This is a genomic window from Micromonospora sp. NPDC051141 (assembly GCF_044455765.1).
In the GTDB taxonomy this organism is placed as follows: domain Bacteria; phylum Actinomycetota; class Actinomycetes; order Mycobacteriales; family Micromonosporaceae; genus Micromonospora.
In genome coordinates this window covers 135530-151782 of the sequence record NZ_JBITFD010000006.1, presented here as the reverse complement: position 1 = coordinate 151782, position 16253 = coordinate 135530, and the positions used below count along the sequence as shown (strand labels likewise).

The following is a 16253-nucleotide window of genomic DNA, read 5'->3' as shown; positions in this document are numbered from 1 at the left end:
GCGGAGGGTCACCGTCGTGGGACCATCGATCCGCGTTACGTCACTGTGGGGCGTCGGGTGGTGGGGGGAACGTGCCGACAAGTCAGGTGCAGCGTGACCGGTTCGGGGCGGTGCTCAGGGCGTTCCGTCGGGAGCGGGGGCTGACCCAGGAGGAGCTGGCCGAGGCGGCCGGCTCCAGCGTCCGCGGCATCCGTGAGATGGAACGCGGCCGGGTCCGCAACCCGCAACGGCGCACGGTGGTGCTGCTCGCCGACGCGCTGCGGCTGGCCGGGGCGGACCGCGACCGCTTCGTCGCCCTGGCCCGGGCCGAGCGGCAGCCGGCCGATCGTCCGGTCGGGCCGGACGAGCACCCGGCGGTGGCCGTGCCCGGGGAACTTCCGGCGCCCCTGCCGGACCTGGCCGGCCGCGCGGAGATCCTGGACCGGCTCGCGACGCGGGCCGCCGACGTCGCCGCCGGGCGACCGGACACCGCGTCGGTGGTGGTGCTGCACGGCCCGCCGGGGATCGGCAAGACCAGCCTCGCCGTCGCGGCCGGTCAACGACTCGGTCCGGCCTTCGCCGGCGGGCAACTCTTCGTCGACCTGCGGGGTGGCCCACCGGCCGGACCGGTCGACCCGGCCGAGGCGCTGGCCGGGTTGCTGCGGTCGCTCGGGGTGCCGGACAGCCGGATACCGGTGTCACCGGCCGAACGGGGTGGACTGTTCCGCACCCTCTCGCGGGACCGGCCGCTGCTGCTGGTCCTGGACGACGCCGCGGACGAGGCGCAGGTGCGTCCGTTGCTGCCGGCCGGGCACCGGTGTCTCGTGCTGGTCACCTGCCGGCGTCCGCTGACCGGTCTGGCCGGCGCGGTCCGGCAGCCGCTCGACCTGCTCTCCCCGGCGGCCGGTCGACTGCTGCTCACGGCGATCGTCGGCGCCGACCGGATCGCCGCCGAGCCGGCCGCCGTGGATCAACTCGTCAAGCTCTGCGGCCGGCTGCCGCTGGCCCTCCGGATCGCCGGCAACCGCCTCGCCAGCCGGCCGGAGTGGACGGTCGGCCGGCTCGTCGACCTGCTCCACGACCAGCGTCGGCGGCTGACCGTGCTGACCGCCGGTGACCTGGACGTCCGGTCCGCGTTCGAAGTCTCCTACCGGCAACTGGACCCGATGACCGCACGGGTGTTCCGACGTGCCTCGCTGATTCCCGGCGCCGACTTCGCCGCCGCGCTTGTCGCCGCCGTGGCCGGCACCGACGAGGAGACCGCGTCGGCGGCGTTGGAGGAGCTGGTCGAGGCCGGGGTGCTCCTGACCGTGGGGGATCGCTACCAGTTCCATGACCTGGTCCGGCTCTACGCCTCCGAGCGCCTCGACGCCGAGGAGCACCGGGGCTCCCGGACCAGGGCGCACGAGCGGATGGTCGACTGGCTGCTGTGGCGTACCCGGCAGGCCGGTGCGATGTTCGAACCGGTCGCCTGCCGGACCGACTCGGAGTTCGCCGACGACCGGGCGGCGGCGTACTGGCTGGACCGGGAGTCCGGCAACTGGCTGGCGGCGCTGCGCGACGCGTCCCGGCGCGGTCGGCACGCCGACGTGGTCGCGGTCGCCCGGGCGCTGCACTGGTATTCCGACGCCAACAGCCACCGGCACTCCTGGGACGAGATCTTCTCGCTGGGCCTGGCCGCGGCCCAGGCCGCCGGCCGCCCGCACGACGAGGCCGTGCTCCTGAACTTCCTGGGGTGGGCCCGGTACTTCTGCCGCGACCGCAACACCGACGGGCTGGCCGCCTTCGGCGCGGCGCTGGATCTGGCCCGCCGGATCGGGGACCGCCGCGAGGAGGCGTGGGCGCTGACCTACATCGCGGCGATCCAGGTCCGGACCGGGCACGGCGGGTCGGCCATCGACCACAGCCACCGGGCCGTCGGCCTTTTCCGCGAGATCGGGTACGCGCTCGGCGAGTACAGCGCGGCGAGCGTGCAGGGCGCCGCGCTGGCCGCGCTCGGCCGGTTCGCCGAGGCGGCCGAGGTGCATCGCGAGGTGCTGGCGTGCTACGGGCGGGGCAACGGTCTCAGCCGTACCGGCGCGGCGGTGGCCCGGGCCGGCGCGATGATGAGCCTGGGGGCGGACCTGGCCGGGATGGGTCGGTGGCGGGAGGCCGCCGACCAGTACGACCGTGCCCGCCGGGTGTTCCGGCGGTGCGGCGCGACGTTCAGCGAGGCCAACGCCGTGCACCGGTACGGACTCGCGCTTCAGGCGCTGGGCGGGGCGGAGGCGGCGGCCGACGCGCTGCGGACGGCGTTGGCCCTGTACGCCGCGCTGTCCTGCCCGTGGTGGGAGGCGCAGACGCTGCACGCGCTCGCTGCCCTGGCCGACGCGAACCCGGAGCTGGGCGACGACGCCGGCCGGCTGCGTCGGCGGGCGCTCGACAGGTGCGGCGAACTGGACGCCCCCGAGGTGCGGACGCTGCGCGCCACGCTGCGCCGGGAACTGGTCCAGGGCCTGGTGCGGCGGAATCGACCGACCTGAGCGGACCGGCCCGGCCCGGCACGACGGCCGGGCCGGAAACGACGGCCGGGCCGGAAACGACGGCCGGGCCGGAAACGACGGCCGGGCCGGAAACGACGGCCGGGCCGGAAACGACGGTCGGGCCGGAAACGACGGCCGGGCCGGCACGACACCCGGGCCCCGCCGACGGTGCGGCGGGGCCCGGGTCGGTGGACGAGGTCAGTTGCAGGTGGTGCCGTTGAGCGTGAACGGTGCCGGCACGGCGGGGGAGCCGTCGGCGGTGAAGCCGACGTTCACGGCGCCCCCGGTCGGGATGGCGGCGTTGTGCCCCTCGTTGGTGACGGTCACCGCCGCGCCGGTCTGCTGGAAGACGCCGTTCCAGTGGCCCTGGACGACCTGGCCGCCGGGGAAGGTCCAGCCCAGCGACCAGCCGTTGACGGCCGGGCCGTCGTTGTAGACGGTGACGCTGGCGGCGTATCCGGTGCCCCACGAGTTGGTGACGACGAAGGAGACCCGGCAGGTGCTGGCGCTCGCCGTCGCCGGCACGAGGTTGCCGTAGTCGTCGCGGGCGGTGGCGAAGTCCTGGAAGCCGAAGCCCGGGCCCGCCGACCGGGTGGTGGTGCCGGCGGCGAGCACGGTGCCGTCGGCGTTGACGGCGTAGACCGGACCGCCGCTGTCGCCGCCCCGGGCGGCCTCGTCGCCGTCGAGCTGGGTGGCCTCGACGAGGTCCTCGATGTCGTCGTAGTGGAACTCGACCCGCAGGTTGCAGACCGGGCCGCCGAGTTCGCCGGCGGAGGTGTACCCGGACTGGCACAGCAGTTGGCCGGGGAAGACCTCGGTCCAGCCGGCCACCCGGGCCCGGACCTCGTCGTGCTGGCCGCCGACGTAGATGTGGTCGCCGGGGGCGGACGTCGAAATGATCATCGTGTCGTGGTCGTCGTTGCTGTCGACCGCGTAGCCGACGAGCGTGCCGGTGCCGGTGGACGTGTTCCAGCCGACGTGCCAGGGCGAGCCGACGGCGCCGCAGTGCTCGGCGGTGAGGACGTAGCCGGCGTTGGTGTCCGCGTTGCGGACGCCGAAGCCGGCGGTGCACCCGGGGGTGGTGAACCCGATGCCCGCGCCGCCGTCGAACGGCGCGGCGTCGTTGGCCCGCGACCGGGGCACCATCCGGTCGCGGGTGACCACGCTGGTCCGGACGCCGGTGGCCGGCAGCTTCGGCAGCGCGGCGCCCGGGGTGCGGTCGACGGCGATCTCGATGCCGCTGCCGTCGGTGCGCAGTCGCACCGAGCGGCCGGCGCCCGCCGGGCCGGCCTCCACCACCGGGGTGAGTCGGGCGGCGGCCTCGCGCAGGTCGGCGCGGGACCAGGTGGCGCGGGCCACCTGGACCGGCGCGGTGCGGCGGGCGGCGGTGACGGCTGCCGTGACGTCGGCGGGTGGCGTGCCCTTCCACCAGAGGGTGACGTGGTCGTCGACCAGGCCGATGCCGGCGTAGCCGCGGGCCGGCGTGCGCTCCACCGCGGTGCGGATGACGTTGGCGGCGTCGACGAGCGGGGCCTGGGCGACCATCCGGTCCACGGTCTGCGTCGGGATGACGTCGAGGATGGTCCTGGGGGTCCCGGTCGCCCCCGGCCCGGCCGCCGCGTGCCCGGCCAGGGGCCCGGTGAGCGTGGTCGCGCCGATCACCGCTCCGGCGAGCACCGTACGGGTGATCGCTTTCCGAATGTGTGTCATGACGCCGAGTCAAGCAACGTCCGATGTGGGGGGACAGGCAGGACGCCCGGCAGGAGTCAACCTGCCGGGGACCGGCCGGTGGCGTCGGCCGGCGCCTCGACCTGCCCCCGGCGACGCCGTCGTGCCAGCTCCCCGGCGGCGGCCGGCCAGTGGGGGTGGGTGAACGTGAACCCGGCGTCGGTGAGTCGTCCCGGCGTGACCCGCCGGCTCTTCAGCAGCAGTTCGGTGTCCGACCGCAGCGCGAACGCGCCGAGTTCGGCCATCCATCCGGCGGCGGGCAGGCCGACGGGCATCCGCCAGGCCGACCGGAGCGCGCGCATGAACTCCCGCTGCGGCAACGGGTGCGGCGCGGCCAGGTTCACCGCCCCGGCGAGGTCCTCGCGGGCGATCAGGAATCGGACGGCGCGGACGAAGTCCAGGTCGTGGATCCAGGAGACGTACTGCCGGCCGCCGGCGACCGGTCCGCCGAGGCCGAGTCGCGCCAGCCAGCTCAGCACGTCGAACACGCCACCACGGTCGGGGCTCATCACCATGGCCGACCGCAGGGCGACCTTGCGCGTGTGGGGGGTCGCCGCCTGTTCCTGCGCGGCCTCCCAGTTCCGGGCGATCTGGACGCTGTACGCCCAGTATCCGGGCACGTCGTGTTCGTCGCCGCCGATCAGCCCGGCGTGTTCGTCGTTGGCGGCGTCGAAGCGGTGCGCGTAGATCGTCGCGGTGCTCATCTGCAACCACACCCGGGGCGGTCGGGCCGCCCGGCCGATGGCCTCGCCGACCACCCGCGTGGACTCCACCCGGGATCTCATCATGGCGTCGAGGTTCGCGGCGGTGTACCGGCAGCTCACGCTGCGCCCCGCCAGGTTGACGACCACGTCGCTGCCGTCGATCCGCTCGGCCCAGTCGCCGAGCGTGGCGCCGTCCCACCGGACCTGACGCGGGCCCGCCGGCAAGCGGGTCAGCAGCACCACGTCGTGGCCGTCGGCGGTCAGCGCCCGACCCAGGACGGCGCCGATCTGCCCGGTGCCGCCAGGGATGACGACCTTCATGGTCCCTCCTCGCCCGAGCTGATTTGAACGTGTTCAACTTATCCCCGGGCGGTCGGGTGGTCAAGATCGACCGAGGTATGGGACATGTTGGCGATCATCGATGTCTTCGGGCACCGTCGAGGTATGACAGGCGTCTGCTCGTCCTCGCCGTTCCGCCGTCCACGGTCCGTTCTGCTGGCCGTCCTCGCGCTTGTGGTCGCGGTGCTCGGCGCCACGGTGGGCACCACACCGGCGATCGGGTCCGCGCGGCCGGGCGCGGCGCCCAGCACGCCGAGCACCACACCCTTCCCGCCGAGCCCGCCCACGAACCTGACCGCCAGCGAGGTGACGACCCGCTCGGTCACCCTCACCTGGACCGCCGCCACGCCCGGCTGCTGCCTCGTCGCCGGCTACGACATCACGTACTACCAGCCGTTCGACGACGTCCTCTACAGCGCCAGCGTCGGGGACGTCACCACCACCACGATCACCGGCTACGTCCAGCCGGGCCGCCAGTACTCGTTCCGGGTGGCCGCCCGGGACAGCCTCGGACACCGCTCCGGCTCGTCGGACACGGTGACCGTGGTCACCCCGGTGACGGACACCGGCCCGGACACCACGCCGCCGAGCGCCCCCCGGAACCTGACCGTCGGCGAGGTGACCGGCACGACCGCCGCGCTGTCCTGGTCACCGTCGACCGACGACGTCGGCGTGCTCGGATACGACGTCTACCGCTTCGACGGCTGGTTCACCTCGACGCGCGTCGCCACCGTGACGGGCACGACCTACACGGCGGCGCTGCCCCCGTCGACGCCGCTGCGCAACCTGTACTACGTGCGGGCCCGGGACGCGGTGGGCAACGTGTCGATCGCGTCCAACTCGGTCGCCCTGCCCACGGCGGACACCCCGCCCACCCCGCCGCCGTCGACCTGTCGGGTGAGCTACCGCAACGAGTCCGAGTGGCCGGGCGGATTCGTGGCCACCGTGACGGTCCGGAACACCGGGGCAGCGCCGATCGACGGCTGGACCGTCACCTTCACCTTCCCCGGGGACCAGCAGGTCACCTCGGGATGGAACGCCACGGTCGGGCAGACCGGCGCCACCGTGACCGCCCGCAACGTCGACTGGAACCGGACGCTCGCGCCGAACGGCTCCGCGACCTTCGGCCTCCAGGGCCGGTGGGGCGCCAGTGACGCGGCGCCGACCGGCTTCTCGCTGAACGGCGCCCCCTGCGCCGTCGGCGCGTGAGGGGCCGGACAGTGCGCATCCGTCCCGCCGTGCCTGACCGCCCCCGGGCCCTGGCCGCGGCCGTCGCGGCCGGCGTCCTCGCCGTCACCGCCCCGCTCGGCGCGCCCGCGCCGGCCACCGCCGCGAACACGCTCAGCATGCGGGGCGCCGACGTCTCCTCGTTGCAGCGCAGCCTGGACCTGGGGGCGAGGTACTACGACGCCGGCGGTGTCGCCCGCGACCCCCTGGACATCCTGAAGTCCGTCGGCGTCAACTACGTCCGGCTGCGCGTCTGGAACAACCCGGCCAGCGGCTACAACAACAAGAGCCGGGTGCTGGCCCAGGCGGGCGCGGCCCGGGCGAAGGGCCTGAAGGTGCTCGTCGACTTCCACTACTCCGACACCTGGGCCGACCCCGGCAAGCAGTACAAGCCGGCCGCCTGGGCCGGCCACAGCCTGAGCCAGCTGCGCACCGACGTGTACGCCTTCACCTACGACGTCTGCGCCAGCCTCCGGGCGCAGGGCACCCCGCCGGACAGCGTGCAGATCGGCAACGAGATCAACGTCGGGATGCTGTGGAACGAGGGGAAGGTCGTCAACAACGACTTCGCGCCGCTGGCCGGCCTGCTGAAGCAGGGCTACCAGGCGACGAAGGCGTGCGGCGGCGACATCCCGGTGATGATCCACACCGCGGACGCCGACAGCAACGCCAACGCCCGCTGGTTCTACGACGGCATCCGCGCCCAGGGCGTGCAGTGGGACGTCACCGCCCTGTCGTACTACTGCATGTGGCACGGCTCCCTGGCAAACCTCTACCACAACATCGTCGACCTGCGCGGTCGCTACGGCAAGCCGGTGGTGATCGTGGAGACCGCGTACCCCTTCACCCGCGACAACGCGGACGGCGAGCCGAACGCCGTCGGCGACGCGACCTGTGACGGCATCGCCGCCACCTGGTCCGGGCAGGCCCAGGAGTTCGACTGGGTGCAGAACACCGCGCGCAACGCCGGCGCCATCGGCGTCTTCTACTGGGAACCGACCTGGTACGCCGTGCGCGGCAACGGCTGGGACCCGGCGAACATCAACGGCACCGGCAACCAGTGGGACAACATGGCCGTCTTCGACTGGTCCGGGCGGGTGAACCCGGGCGTACGCTGGACGCCCTGACCCGCCCCGGCCGGCCACGCCGGTGACCGGCGCCGCGGTACGGAGCGCACGCTGACCGCCCGCCGGGCCTCAACCGTGGGGATTGTGTCGACCTTCATCGATGGGTAACGTGGCGCACCAATGTGACTACTCAACGCTTCAATCGGAGGTGGTCCATGTGATGGGTGCCGTGGAGGCGGAACTGCCGCTCTGGCCGCCGGTCAACCCCACCCGAGGTCCGTTCGCCCCGCTCGACGAGGCGGAGCGCCAGCGTTACGTCGGCCCGGTGAGACAGGTGCGCCTGCCCACCGGGGTCGCGGCCTGGCTGGTCACCCGGCATGCCGACGTCCGCCGAGTGCTGCGGCACCCCGCCTTCAGCGCCGACTTCACCCGCCCCGGCTTTCCGTTGCTGCGCCCGTTGCCGCCCCAGGCGCCCGAGGAGGGCAAGGGCATGTTCTTCCAGATGGACGGCGCCGAGCACGCCCGGCTGCGCCGGATGCTCACCGCCGAGTTCATGATCAAGAATGTCCGTCAGATCGAGCCGCTGATCCGGCGTAGCGTCGAGGAGTCGCTCGACGCCTTGGCCGCCGCCGGGCCCCCGGCCGATCTGGTGTCGACCTTCGCCCTGTCCCTGCCGTCCATGGTGATCTGCCACCTGCTCGGCGTCCCCTACGCCGACCACGACTTCTTCCAGGCCCGCAGCCGCTCGCTGCTCGATCACGGGCTGCCGCCGGAACGGCTCCGGCACGAGTTCGGGGAGCTGCGTGGCTACCTCCGGGCGCTGATCGACGCCAAGCGGGCCCGGCCCCAGGGGTCGGACGATCTGCTCGGCCGGCTGATCCGGGAACGGGTCGAGCCGGGGGAACTCGACGTGGACGAACTGGTCGGGATGGCGATGCTGCTGCTCGTCGCAGGTCACGAGACCACCGCCAACATGATCGGGCTGAGTGTCCTGCTGCTGACCCGGGAACCCGGGTGGTACGCGCTCCTGCGCGACGAGCCCGACCGGACGGCGGATCTGGTGGAGGAGCTGCTGCGTTACCTGAGCGTCCTGCGGGCCGGGGTGCTCCGGGTGGCCACCGAGGACGTCGAGATCTGCGGCCGGGCGATCCGGGCCGGCGAGGGCGTGATCGCCCTGATCGCCCTGGCCAATCGGGACGACGAGGTCTTCGACGACCCGGACCGGTTCGACCCGTACCGGCAGGCGCACCAGCAGGTGGCCTTCGGGTTCGGGGTGCACCAGTGCATCGGGCAGCCGCTGGCCCGCGCCGAGTTGCGCATCGCGCTGTCGGGGCTGGCCCGCCGCTTTCCCGACCTGCGCGTGACGGCCGCCCCCGAGGAGTTGAGCACCCGGGACAACTCGGTCGTCTTCGGTCTCGACGCGCTGCCGGTGACCTGGTGACCGCCGCCGGCGGCTCCGCCGGCGAGGAACGGACGGTGCGGGTGGAGGTGGACCGGGACGCCTGTTGCGGCTCGGGGAACTGCGTGCTCGCCGCGCCGGAGGTGTTCACCCAGGACGACGCGGACGGGCTGGTGCTGCTGCTGGCCGCCGCGCCGCCGGCGGAGTGCGCCGAGCGGGTGCGCCGCGCCGCCGACCTCTGCCCGGCCGGGGCGATCCGGGTCACCTGACGGCGACCCCCACGGCGCGATCGGGCGACACGCGGATGCGCCGCCGGCCGGAAGGCGACAGAATGCAGGCTGGAGCGCGTACGCGGTCACCAATCGGAGGGGAACCATCGTGAACGACCTGCCCGAGTCGGCGTCGCCGGCCGAGACCGTGGCGATCGACCCGGCCGTGCCGCCCAGCGGACCGGGCTGCGTCGAGTGCGAGTCCACCGACGGGTGGTGGTTCCACCTGCGCCGCTGCGCGGCCTGCGGGCACGTCGGCTGCTGCGACTCGTCGCCCGGCCAGCACGCGACCGCGCACGCGGCCACCACCGGCCACCCGATCGTGCAGAGCTTCGAGCCCGGCGAGCCGTGGTTCTGGGACTATTCCCGCGACCGGTTCCACGCGGGCGGGCCGGAGCTGGCCGAACCGCACGCGCATCCGCTCGACCAGCCGGCCCCGGGGCCGGAGGGCCGGGTGCCGAGCGACTGGCAGACCCGGCTGCACTGAGCCGACCGGCGAGGCGGCGACGGCCGCCGCACCCGCGTCGCCGGCTCACTCCGGCTGCGGCGCCAGCCCGGCCGAACGGGCGAAGTCGACCAGCTCCGTACGGGTCGGCTTGCCCACCTTCACCAGCAGGTGCGTCACGTGCTTCTCCACGGTGCGGGCCGACCCGCTGGAGCACCAGCCGTTCCGGCCGCAAATGGTGACCGAGGAGCACCGGCGGCAGTTCGCCGAGCCGACGCTGGAGACCGTGCTGCGCCCCGGTGACGTGCTCTGGGTGCCGCGCGGCTGGATCCACAACGGCTTCGCCACCGGCGAGCCGTCGCTGCACCTGAGCCTGTCCCTGCCGTCGCTGACGCCGTACCTGGTGGCCGGCGAGCTGGTGCGGAGGCTGGACGGCGACGAGCGGTTCCGGCGGGACCTGCCGTGGGGGTTCGGGCAGGACCCGATCCGCCGCCGCGAGGCGATCACCGAGGTGATCGCCCTGCTCCGCAACGCGCTCGACGACCTCGACCCGGACGCGGTGGCCGACCGGGTGGCGCAGACGTGGCGCGGCTGCTTCCTGGAGCCGGCCCGCCGCCCGGTCGACGCGGTCCTCGGCGCGCCGGTCACCCGGGACACGCCGGTGCGTACCGTGCCCGAGGCGGTCTGCGCGGTGGACCACCTGCCCGACGGGCGGGTTCGACTGCACCTGGCCGACACCGCGCTGGTGCTGGACCCGCCGGCCGGGGAGTGGATCGCCGCCCGGCTGGCCGACGACACCGGGGCGCCCTGGTCGGCGTGGGACCTGCCGTCGGAGGTGTCGCCCGTGGACGCGGTCGCGCTGGTGGCCGGGCTGCTGCGGGGCGGCGTGGTCCGGCGGCACCGAGCCGGGTAGGTGACGGGCCCGGTAACCCGGCGAGCGTCGCACGCCGGCGAAAACCTTTTACACTTGTTCGGCACTTGTAAATATTTATCGTCGTCGTGATACTGGTGCCCGGGTCCGGCGACCGTCCCGGACCGGACGGGCCGGGCCAGCGAACCGGCCGGTCACCTCCTGGATGAGGAGCGCCGATGCCGACTTCCCTCCGACGCCTCACCGGCCGACTGGCCGTGGCGGTGCTCGCCCTGACCGCCGTCCTGGTCGGCCCGGCCGCCGCGCAGGCCGCCACACCGGCCTGGCCGACCCTCGGCGCCGGCATGTCCGGCGCCAACGTCGCCTCGGCCCAGTTCCTGCTCCGGCACCACGGCCAGACCCTGACCGTGGACGGCGCCTTCAGCGCCGGCACGACCGCGGCGACGCAGGCGTTCCAGTCCGCGAACGGCCTCACCGCCGACGGCGTCGTCGGCGCCCTGACCTGGTCGCGGCTCGTCGTCACGCTGGACCCCGGCGCGAACAACAACGCGGTACGCGCGTTGCAGACCGCGTTGAACAAGTACGGGTACGGGTTGACGGTCGACGGAGCCTGGGGCGCCGGCACCACCGACGCGGTGACCGCCTTCAAGACCGGGCGCGGGCTCACCGGCGGCACCACCGTCGGCGCGACGACCTGGCAGTGGCTGCTCGGCGGGGGCGGTGGCGGGGGCCTCTACGCGCCGGTCATCGACCGCTCGGTCCTGCCCCGGTCGGAGTACGACGATCCGCACCACGACTACCCGGCGATCGACCTGCCCACCGTGACCGGCGTGACCACGTACGCGATCACCGCCGGCACGGTCGGCTACGCGGGCGGCAGTTGCGGCAACGGCATCGGCATCACCGCCGACGACGGCGCGTACTACCTCTACTGCCACCTGTCGTCGCGCGTCGTCGCGGCCGGGGCGCGGGTCAGCCCCGGGCAGGTCGTCGGCTACACCGGGGCCACCGGCAACGTGACCGGGCCGCACCTGCACCTGGAGGTCCGGGTGAACGGCGCGAACCGCTGCCCGCAGCAGCTCCTGCTGGCCGTCTACGACGGCGCCGCCGTCCCGGCGCCCGCGGCGCTGCCCGCCACCGGATGTTTCTACTGACCACCGGTGGCGACCTCGCGGTCGCCGTGCGCCCCGGTACGTGACGGGCGACCACGCGCCGTCGACGTCCGAGGTCCGACGCGCGTCGCCCCGACGCGCGTCGCCGCCGGCGCCGGTGATCGGCTGTTCAGCCGAGGCCGGCGTCGGCGTCCTCGGGTGACGGGACCGCGGAGCCGACATCGAAACGTTCGAAGATGAGAAGCACGATCGCATAGACTCGCCGGATCTCGGCGAGGAACCTCCGGAACTGGTCGACGGTCCCGGATTCCGCATCGGGCGCGTGCAGCAGGGCGAAGACGAGCAGTCGCATGGCGTGCAGCAGGTAGGCGGTCGACGCGTGGTAGTTCGTCTGGTCGACGCTTCGGGGTCGACCGGCCCAGTCGGCCATCGCGTCCCACATCTCGTGGTCGGCGATCACCGATCTGGCGACCCGCTCGATCCTGCCGCACGCGCTGCGCAGGACGCCGCGGGTCGTCGCGGGCTCGGACCCGGCGAGCGCCAGTAGGTCGTCGATCTCCCGCAGGCTTCCGAGCGCGTTGCGGGCCAGGTATTCGAGCCGCTCCAGCGGGGTGACGCCGGCAAGCTCAGTGGCCACCTCCTCCCGGAGTTGGTGCGGCGTCGCGGCCTGTCGGGCGATCCAGCAGGTCATCGCCTCGACCGTCAACTCATCGAGCCGACCGTCACGGAGCCCGTCGCGGAACCTCTTCTGGGCCGCGGTGTCCCCGACGCCCAACGCGCAACCGATCTTCGCCCATGCGACCCCGCGCGCCCGCGCCTCGGCGACCAGATCCTCCCGGACGCGGGCCAACTTCGCCTCCAGGACGTCGACCGCGTAGATGTAGCGCAGCACCGGGTCCACGTCGAGGCGGTCGAGGCCGGGTGGATTGAGTCCGTCGCCCAGGGTGCGGGCGAGTTGACCGACCGCCCGCCGAGCTTCGAAGACGGCGATGTCCGGGGAGAACGGCCAGGCGTCCGATTCGCACGAGACGCCGGGCCAACGGCTCCTTCGTCCTTCGTCCACCTCGACATGCTATGGGCGTCCTCGTCCACTCCCACGGCGCTGCGGTCCACCCCGCGTGGACCGGATCCACCCTCGGTGGACGCGCCACGGTGGGTCCTGCCCGGCGGGGGTGTTCCCATGGCGGGCATGGCACTCCGCATCCTCGGCCTCGCGCTCACCGCACTCGCCGCGACGGCCGTCCTCGCCCGGACGATGGCCCCCGTGGCCCGGGAGGCGCGCACCTCGCTTCTCCTGTGGCTCGCCCTGCGCGGCACCCGGCCGCATCAGCGACCCGAACTTCTCCGGGCGCTCCCGCCACTGGCCGGCCGCCGGGATCCGCACGTCCACATCCTGCTTGTCGGGTCCCTCGACGCCGGGGCCCGGCGTCGGCGCGGGTCACGGCCGGTGTAACGGCGATGAAACGGTCCTGTCGTTACTGTCCTGGTCCAGCGGCGCGCGCTTCGGAAACCCACCGTCTACGACAGGACTTCCGCCATGCGACGGACATTTCTCCGCGTACTCATGATCGCCGCCCTGGTGGCCGGCGGCCTCGGCCTCGGTGCGGGCGCCGCGCCGGCACCGGCCCTGGCGGCCTACGGTGCGGTCAAGTGGCCGGCGACCGGGGTGATCACCAGCAAGGTGGACGACCGGTGCCCCGGCTACGACAACCACGACGGCTACGACATCGCCGGCAACTACCGGTCGGTGATCTCGGCCGCCTACGCCGGGTCGGTGAGCTACATCGGCTGGGACGCCGGCGGCTACGGGAACTTCGTCATCATCACGCACACCAACGGCTGGAGCACCCTCTACGGCCACCTCGACGGGTTCGTCTCCCGGATGCGGGTGGGGGAGTACTTCAACCGTGGTGACGGCATCGGCTACATGGGTTACACCGGCGGGGTCTCGCCGCCCGGCATCGGTGGCACGCACCTGCACTTCGAGATGCTGCGCTACGACTCGCCGCAGGTCTGGAACTCAGCCGGCGCCTGCGGCCAGAGCGTGACCCGGGGCAACTCGATCCCGTTCGACTTCGCCGGCCTGAACTGACCGGTGATCGCCTTGACGGCGGCGGGCGGGCGCTCACCCGCCCGCCGCCGTCACCTGTCGGGCGTCGCCCCGGCTGCCCACCGCGAGGTAGGTCCGCCGGGCGCGTGCCATGTCGCCGGCCAGCACCGCCTCCGCCGCCTGCCGCCACGGAGACTCGACGGGCGCGTGCCGGGCGAGGGCGCGCGCGTTGAGGCCCGCCTCGCGCAACGCCAACGGCAGGTCGACGCCGAAGCTGCTGGTGAGCGCCGCGCCGCGCACCCGGTCCAGCACCTCCTCCACCGTCGCGGCGATGTGGGCGCGCGGCCGGTCCAGGGCGATCCGCACCCGTAGCCGCTGCACCAGCGCGGGGCCGAGCAGCGTCGCCCCGCCGTCGCGCCGCGCCAGGCGTTCCGCCGCGCCGGAGTGCCGGTCGGCGGTCGGCAGGTCGCCCTGGTGCAGGGCCAGGCGCGACAGGACGACGTGCACCTCGGAGGCCATCCGGTGGTGGCGGTGCTCGCCGTGCAGGTAGCGGACGCCCGCGCCGCGCGCCGCGGTCCACCGGCCGCGCTGGAACGCCTCCCGCACCCGTTCGGCGACCAACCAGGGCACGTCGGCGGTCGCCTCCTGCCCGCGGATGCTCCCCACGGCCAGCTCCCGGTAGGTGGCCGCCGGGCCGAGCCGCGCCCGCCGGTCCTCGGCGTCGGCCAGCGCGACCCAGAGCGTCGGCGGCACCCAGCCGAGACGGTCCCGGTACGCCTGCGTGAGGTGGGCGAGTTCGGCGACCACGCCCGCGTCCCCGGCGGTCAGGTCGACGAGCGCCAGGTTGGCGCGGGCCCGCAGGTCCAGCGGCGTCAGGGACATCTGCCGGGCCCAGGCCAGCCCGAGCAGTCCCGCTCGCCGCGCCGGCCGGCCCCGGTCGCTGACCGCCAGGATTCCGCAGATGTTGACCAGGGCCGCCGCGCCGGCCGGGTCGGGCGCGCGGTCGTCGATCAGGTCGACGGCCTCGGCCACCCGCCGGAGGGCGGAGTCGCCGTCCCCGGGGCGGAGCCAGAGCACCCGGGCCTGCCAGGACAGCGCCTCGGCGGCCTGGTGCCGCCGGTTCTCCCGACGGAACAGCGTCGCCGCGCGGGCCAGCTCGTCGAGCCCTCCGCCGCTCTGGTGGTAGCGGACCTCGCCGAGCCGCAGCAACGCCTCGGCGCGGGCGGCCGGGTCCCCGCCGAGCCGCAGGGTGGCGGTGAGGCAGTGCGCCGCCCGCCGGTAGTCGCCCCGGTCGGCGATGTAGGCGCCGGCCTCGGTCAACGCCCGCAGCGCGGCGCGGCTCCCCGGCGTCGGCGACCGGTCGTCGTCCGCGCCGGCCCGGATCACCTCGCGCGCCGGCGGCGAGCCTCCCGGCAGCGGCTCGTCGTGGTCGAGGATCCGGCGGTACGTCCGTACCAGCGCGGTGCTCGGCTCCACCCCGAGGTCGTCGCGCAGCCGCCGGCGGAAGGCCCGATGGGCGGTGACGGCCTCGTCGTACCGGCCGGCGAGCGACAGCGCGCGCAGGTGCAGGTCGTGCACCCACTCGGCGGTGGGTTCCTGCGCGGCGAGGGCGGCCAGGTCGGGCAGGACCGTCCGGTGGTCGCCGAGCCGCAGACGCGCGTCGAACGACATCCGCCGCAGCCCCCGCACCTCCTCGCCGACCGCCACGAGTTCGGGCCACCGGTCCGGATCCGACCAGACGCCCTGGCACGGCGTACCGCGCACCAGCGCCGACGCGCGGTCGAGCAGGTCCACGGCCCGGGCCAGGTCCCCGCTCGCCTCGGCGCGACGGGCCCGGTCCCGGAGCTGACGAAGGTCGGCGAGATCGCTGCTCCCCGGGCCGAGGTCCCACCGGTAGCCGTCGGCGGTGCGGCGCGGGCCGGTGTCGGCGTCGGCGCCGGCGGTCCGAAGCCGATGCCGGACCCGGTGCACGAGGACGCGGATCGCGCCGCGGTCCACGTCGTGCCGCTCGGGCCACACCCGGGCCGAGAGCGCGGACAGGGGCACGCCGGCCGCGTACCGCAGCGCCAGCGCGGCCACGAGCGCCCGCTGCCGCGGGCCCGGCCCGAGCACGTCGGTCCCGGCGACCCGGACGTGCAGCGGGCCCAGGACCCCGCACCACAGCGGGGTACGTCGCCCGGGCTCGTCGTGCCCGGTCGTCGGATTCGGGTCGGGCCGGTCCCACGCCAGCCGCCCAGGGCCCCTGTCCATCGATGCACCTCGACGTCAAGTCTAGGCGTCGCCGGGGCCGGCTCCGACCCTTGACATGCGAACTGAGATTACCGAATAATGGATCGTAATTCGAGGGGGAGTACCCATCCCGCACCGGACGCGTCGGCCGTCAGGACGAGCCCGCCACGGGTTCCGGCCACGCGAGCCGTCCGCACCCGCCGGACGGCCAGGGGAGACCTTCGACCCGTTCGCCGGCACCCCGCCGGCCCGGTCGGAGGGAGCGCCCGCCGTGTCCGTACCCCTGTGGGCCTGGTTGGCCCTGAGCCTGGT

Annotated in this window: 14 protein-coding genes; 10 read left to right on the top strand and 4 right to left on the bottom strand. The window is 74.3% G+C overall.

The annotated features are described in order from the left end of the window. The first annotated feature begins 71 nt into the window (after positions 1 to 71). Entirely contained in the window at positions 72 to 2501 is a 2430-nt protein-coding gene (locus ACIA6B_RS14190) for an ATP-binding protein (protein WP_396773394.1), read from the top strand. 198 nt (positions 2502 to 2699) lie between these two features. On the opposite strand, the gene ACIA6B_RS14185 is transcribed toward ACIA6B_RS14190, so the two are convergent. Together ACIA6B_RS14185 and ACIA6B_RS14180 are read right to left on the bottom strand one after the other, a co-directional pair. Further along, positions 2700 to 4211 (bottom strand): cellulose binding domain-containing protein, encoded by a 1512-nt coding sequence (locus tag ACIA6B_RS14185; protein ID WP_396773392.1) that lies wholly within the window; start codon positions 4209 to 4211, stop codon positions 2700 to 2702. Between the two features lie 56 nt (positions 4212 to 4267). Then, the gene (locus ACIA6B_RS14180; protein WP_396773390.1) at positions 4268 to 5254 is read right to left on the bottom strand and encodes a TIGR01777 family oxidoreductase; all 987 of its coding nucleotides are present in this window, start codon (positions 5252 to 5254) and stop codon (positions 4268 to 4270) included. 123 nt (positions 5255 to 5377) lie between these two features. Between ACIA6B_RS14180 and ACIA6B_RS14175 the strand changes: the two genes are divergently transcribed. From ACIA6B_RS14175 to ACIA6B_RS14145, 7 genes are all read left to right on the top strand, one after another. Then, positions 5378 to 6481, top strand: a complete 1104-nt coding sequence (locus ACIA6B_RS14175) for a cellulose binding domain-containing protein (RefSeq protein WP_396773388.1) — start codon at positions 5378 to 5380, stop codon at positions 6479 to 6481. A gap of 29 nt (positions 6482 to 6510) precedes the next feature. After that, on the top strand, positions 6511 to 7626 hold the full coding sequence (locus ACIA6B_RS14170; RefSeq protein WP_396773386.1) for an arabinogalactan endo-beta-1,4-galactanase: 1116 nt from the start codon (positions 6511 to 6513) through the stop codon (positions 7624 to 7626). 160 nt (positions 7627 to 7786) lie between these two features. After that, positions 7787 to 9007: a cytochrome P450 gene (locus tag ACIA6B_RS14165; protein WP_396773384.1), complete on the top strand. Its 1221-nt coding sequence runs from the start codon at positions 7787 to 7789 to the stop codon at positions 9005 to 9007. After that, a complete protein-coding gene (locus ACIA6B_RS14160) occupies positions 9004 to 9234 on the top strand; it encodes a ferredoxin (protein ID WP_396773382.1) in 231 nt (76 codons plus the stop codon). The genes ACIA6B_RS14165 and ACIA6B_RS14160 overlap by 4 nt, the downstream gene beginning before the upstream one ends. Before the next feature lie 109 nt (positions 9235 to 9343). Continuing rightward, a complete protein-coding gene (locus ACIA6B_RS14155) occupies positions 9344 to 9721 on the top strand; it encodes a UBP-type zinc finger domain-containing protein (RefSeq protein ID WP_396773380.1) in 378 nt (125 codons plus the stop codon). A 151-nt stretch (positions 9722 to 9872) separates the two neighbouring features. Further along, complete coding sequence (locus tag ACIA6B_RS14150) at positions 9873 to 10592, top strand: JmjC domain-containing protein (protein ID WP_396773378.1); 720 nt, start codon at positions 9873 to 9875, stop codon at positions 10590 to 10592. Between the two features lie 176 nt (positions 10593 to 10768). Further along, positions 10769 to 11704, top strand: a complete 936-nt coding sequence (locus ACIA6B_RS14145) for a peptidoglycan-binding protein (RefSeq protein ID WP_396773376.1) — start codon at positions 10769 to 10771, stop codon at positions 11702 to 11704. Between the two features lie 127 nt (positions 11705 to 11831). Here the strand turns inward: ACIA6B_RS14145 and ACIA6B_RS14140 are convergent, their stop codons facing one another. Beyond that, the gene (locus tag ACIA6B_RS14140; protein WP_396773375.1) at positions 11832 to 12725 is read right to left on the bottom strand and encodes a hypothetical protein; all 894 of its coding nucleotides are present in this window, start codon (positions 12723 to 12725) and stop codon (positions 11832 to 11834) included. 126 nt (positions 12726 to 12851) lie between these two features. On the opposite strand from ACIA6B_RS14140, the gene ACIA6B_RS14135 reads away from it, so the two are divergent. Both ACIA6B_RS14135 and ACIA6B_RS14130 read left to right on the top strand, forming a co-directional pair. Next, positions 12852 to 13115 carry a hypothetical protein gene (locus tag ACIA6B_RS14135; RefSeq protein ID WP_396773373.1) on the top strand — a complete coding sequence of 88 codons (264 nt, stop codon included), beginning with the start codon at positions 12852 to 12854 and terminating at the stop codon, positions 13113 to 13115. A gap of 84 nt (positions 13116 to 13199) precedes the next feature. Further along, a complete protein-coding gene (locus tag ACIA6B_RS14130) occupies positions 13200 to 13754 on the top strand; it encodes a murein hydrolase activator EnvC family protein (RefSeq protein ID WP_396773371.1) in 555 nt (184 codons plus the stop codon). A 33-nt stretch (positions 13755 to 13787) separates the two neighbouring features. On the opposite strand, the gene ACIA6B_RS14125 is transcribed toward ACIA6B_RS14130, so the two are convergent. After that, on the bottom strand, positions 13788 to 15962 hold the full coding sequence (locus ACIA6B_RS14125; RefSeq protein WP_396773369.1) for a BTAD domain-containing putative transcriptional regulator: 2175 nt from the start codon (positions 15960 to 15962) through the stop codon (positions 13788 to 13790). Positions 15963 to 16253 lie beyond the last annotated feature (291 nt).

Bases quoted from the DNA above. Each gene is read 5' to 3' on its own strand.
- ACIA6B_RS14185 (WP_396773392.1), bottom strand. From the start codon at position 4,211: ATGACACACATTCGGAAAGCGATCACCCGTACGGTGCTCGCCGGAGCG.
- ACIA6B_RS14180 (WP_396773390.1), bottom strand. From the start codon at position 5,254: ATGAAGGTCGTCATCCCTGGCGGCACCGGGCAGATCGGCGCCGTCCTG.
- ACIA6B_RS14175 (WP_396773388.1), top strand. From the start codon at position 5,378: ATGACAGGCGTCTGCTCGTCCTCGCCGTTCCGCCGTCCACGGTCCGTT.
- ACIA6B_RS14165 (WP_396773384.1), top strand. From the start codon at position 7,787: ATGGGTGCCGTGGAGGCGGAACTGCCGCTCTGGCCGCCGGTCAACCCC.
- ACIA6B_RS14145 (WP_396773376.1), top strand. From the start codon at position 10,769: ATGCCGACTTCCCTCCGACGCCTCACCGGCCGACTGGCCGTGGCGGTG.
- ACIA6B_RS14135 (WP_396773373.1), top strand. From the start codon at position 12,852: ATGGCACTCCGCATCCTCGGCCTCGCGCTCACCGCACTCGCCGCGACG.
- ACIA6B_RS14130 (WP_396773371.1), top strand. From the start codon at position 13,200: ATGCGACGGACATTTCTCCGCGTACTCATGATCGCCGCCCTGGTGGCC.
- ACIA6B_RS14125 (WP_396773369.1), bottom strand. From the start codon at position 15,962: ATGGACAGGGGCCCTGGGCGGCTGGCGTGGGACCGGCCCGACCCGAAT.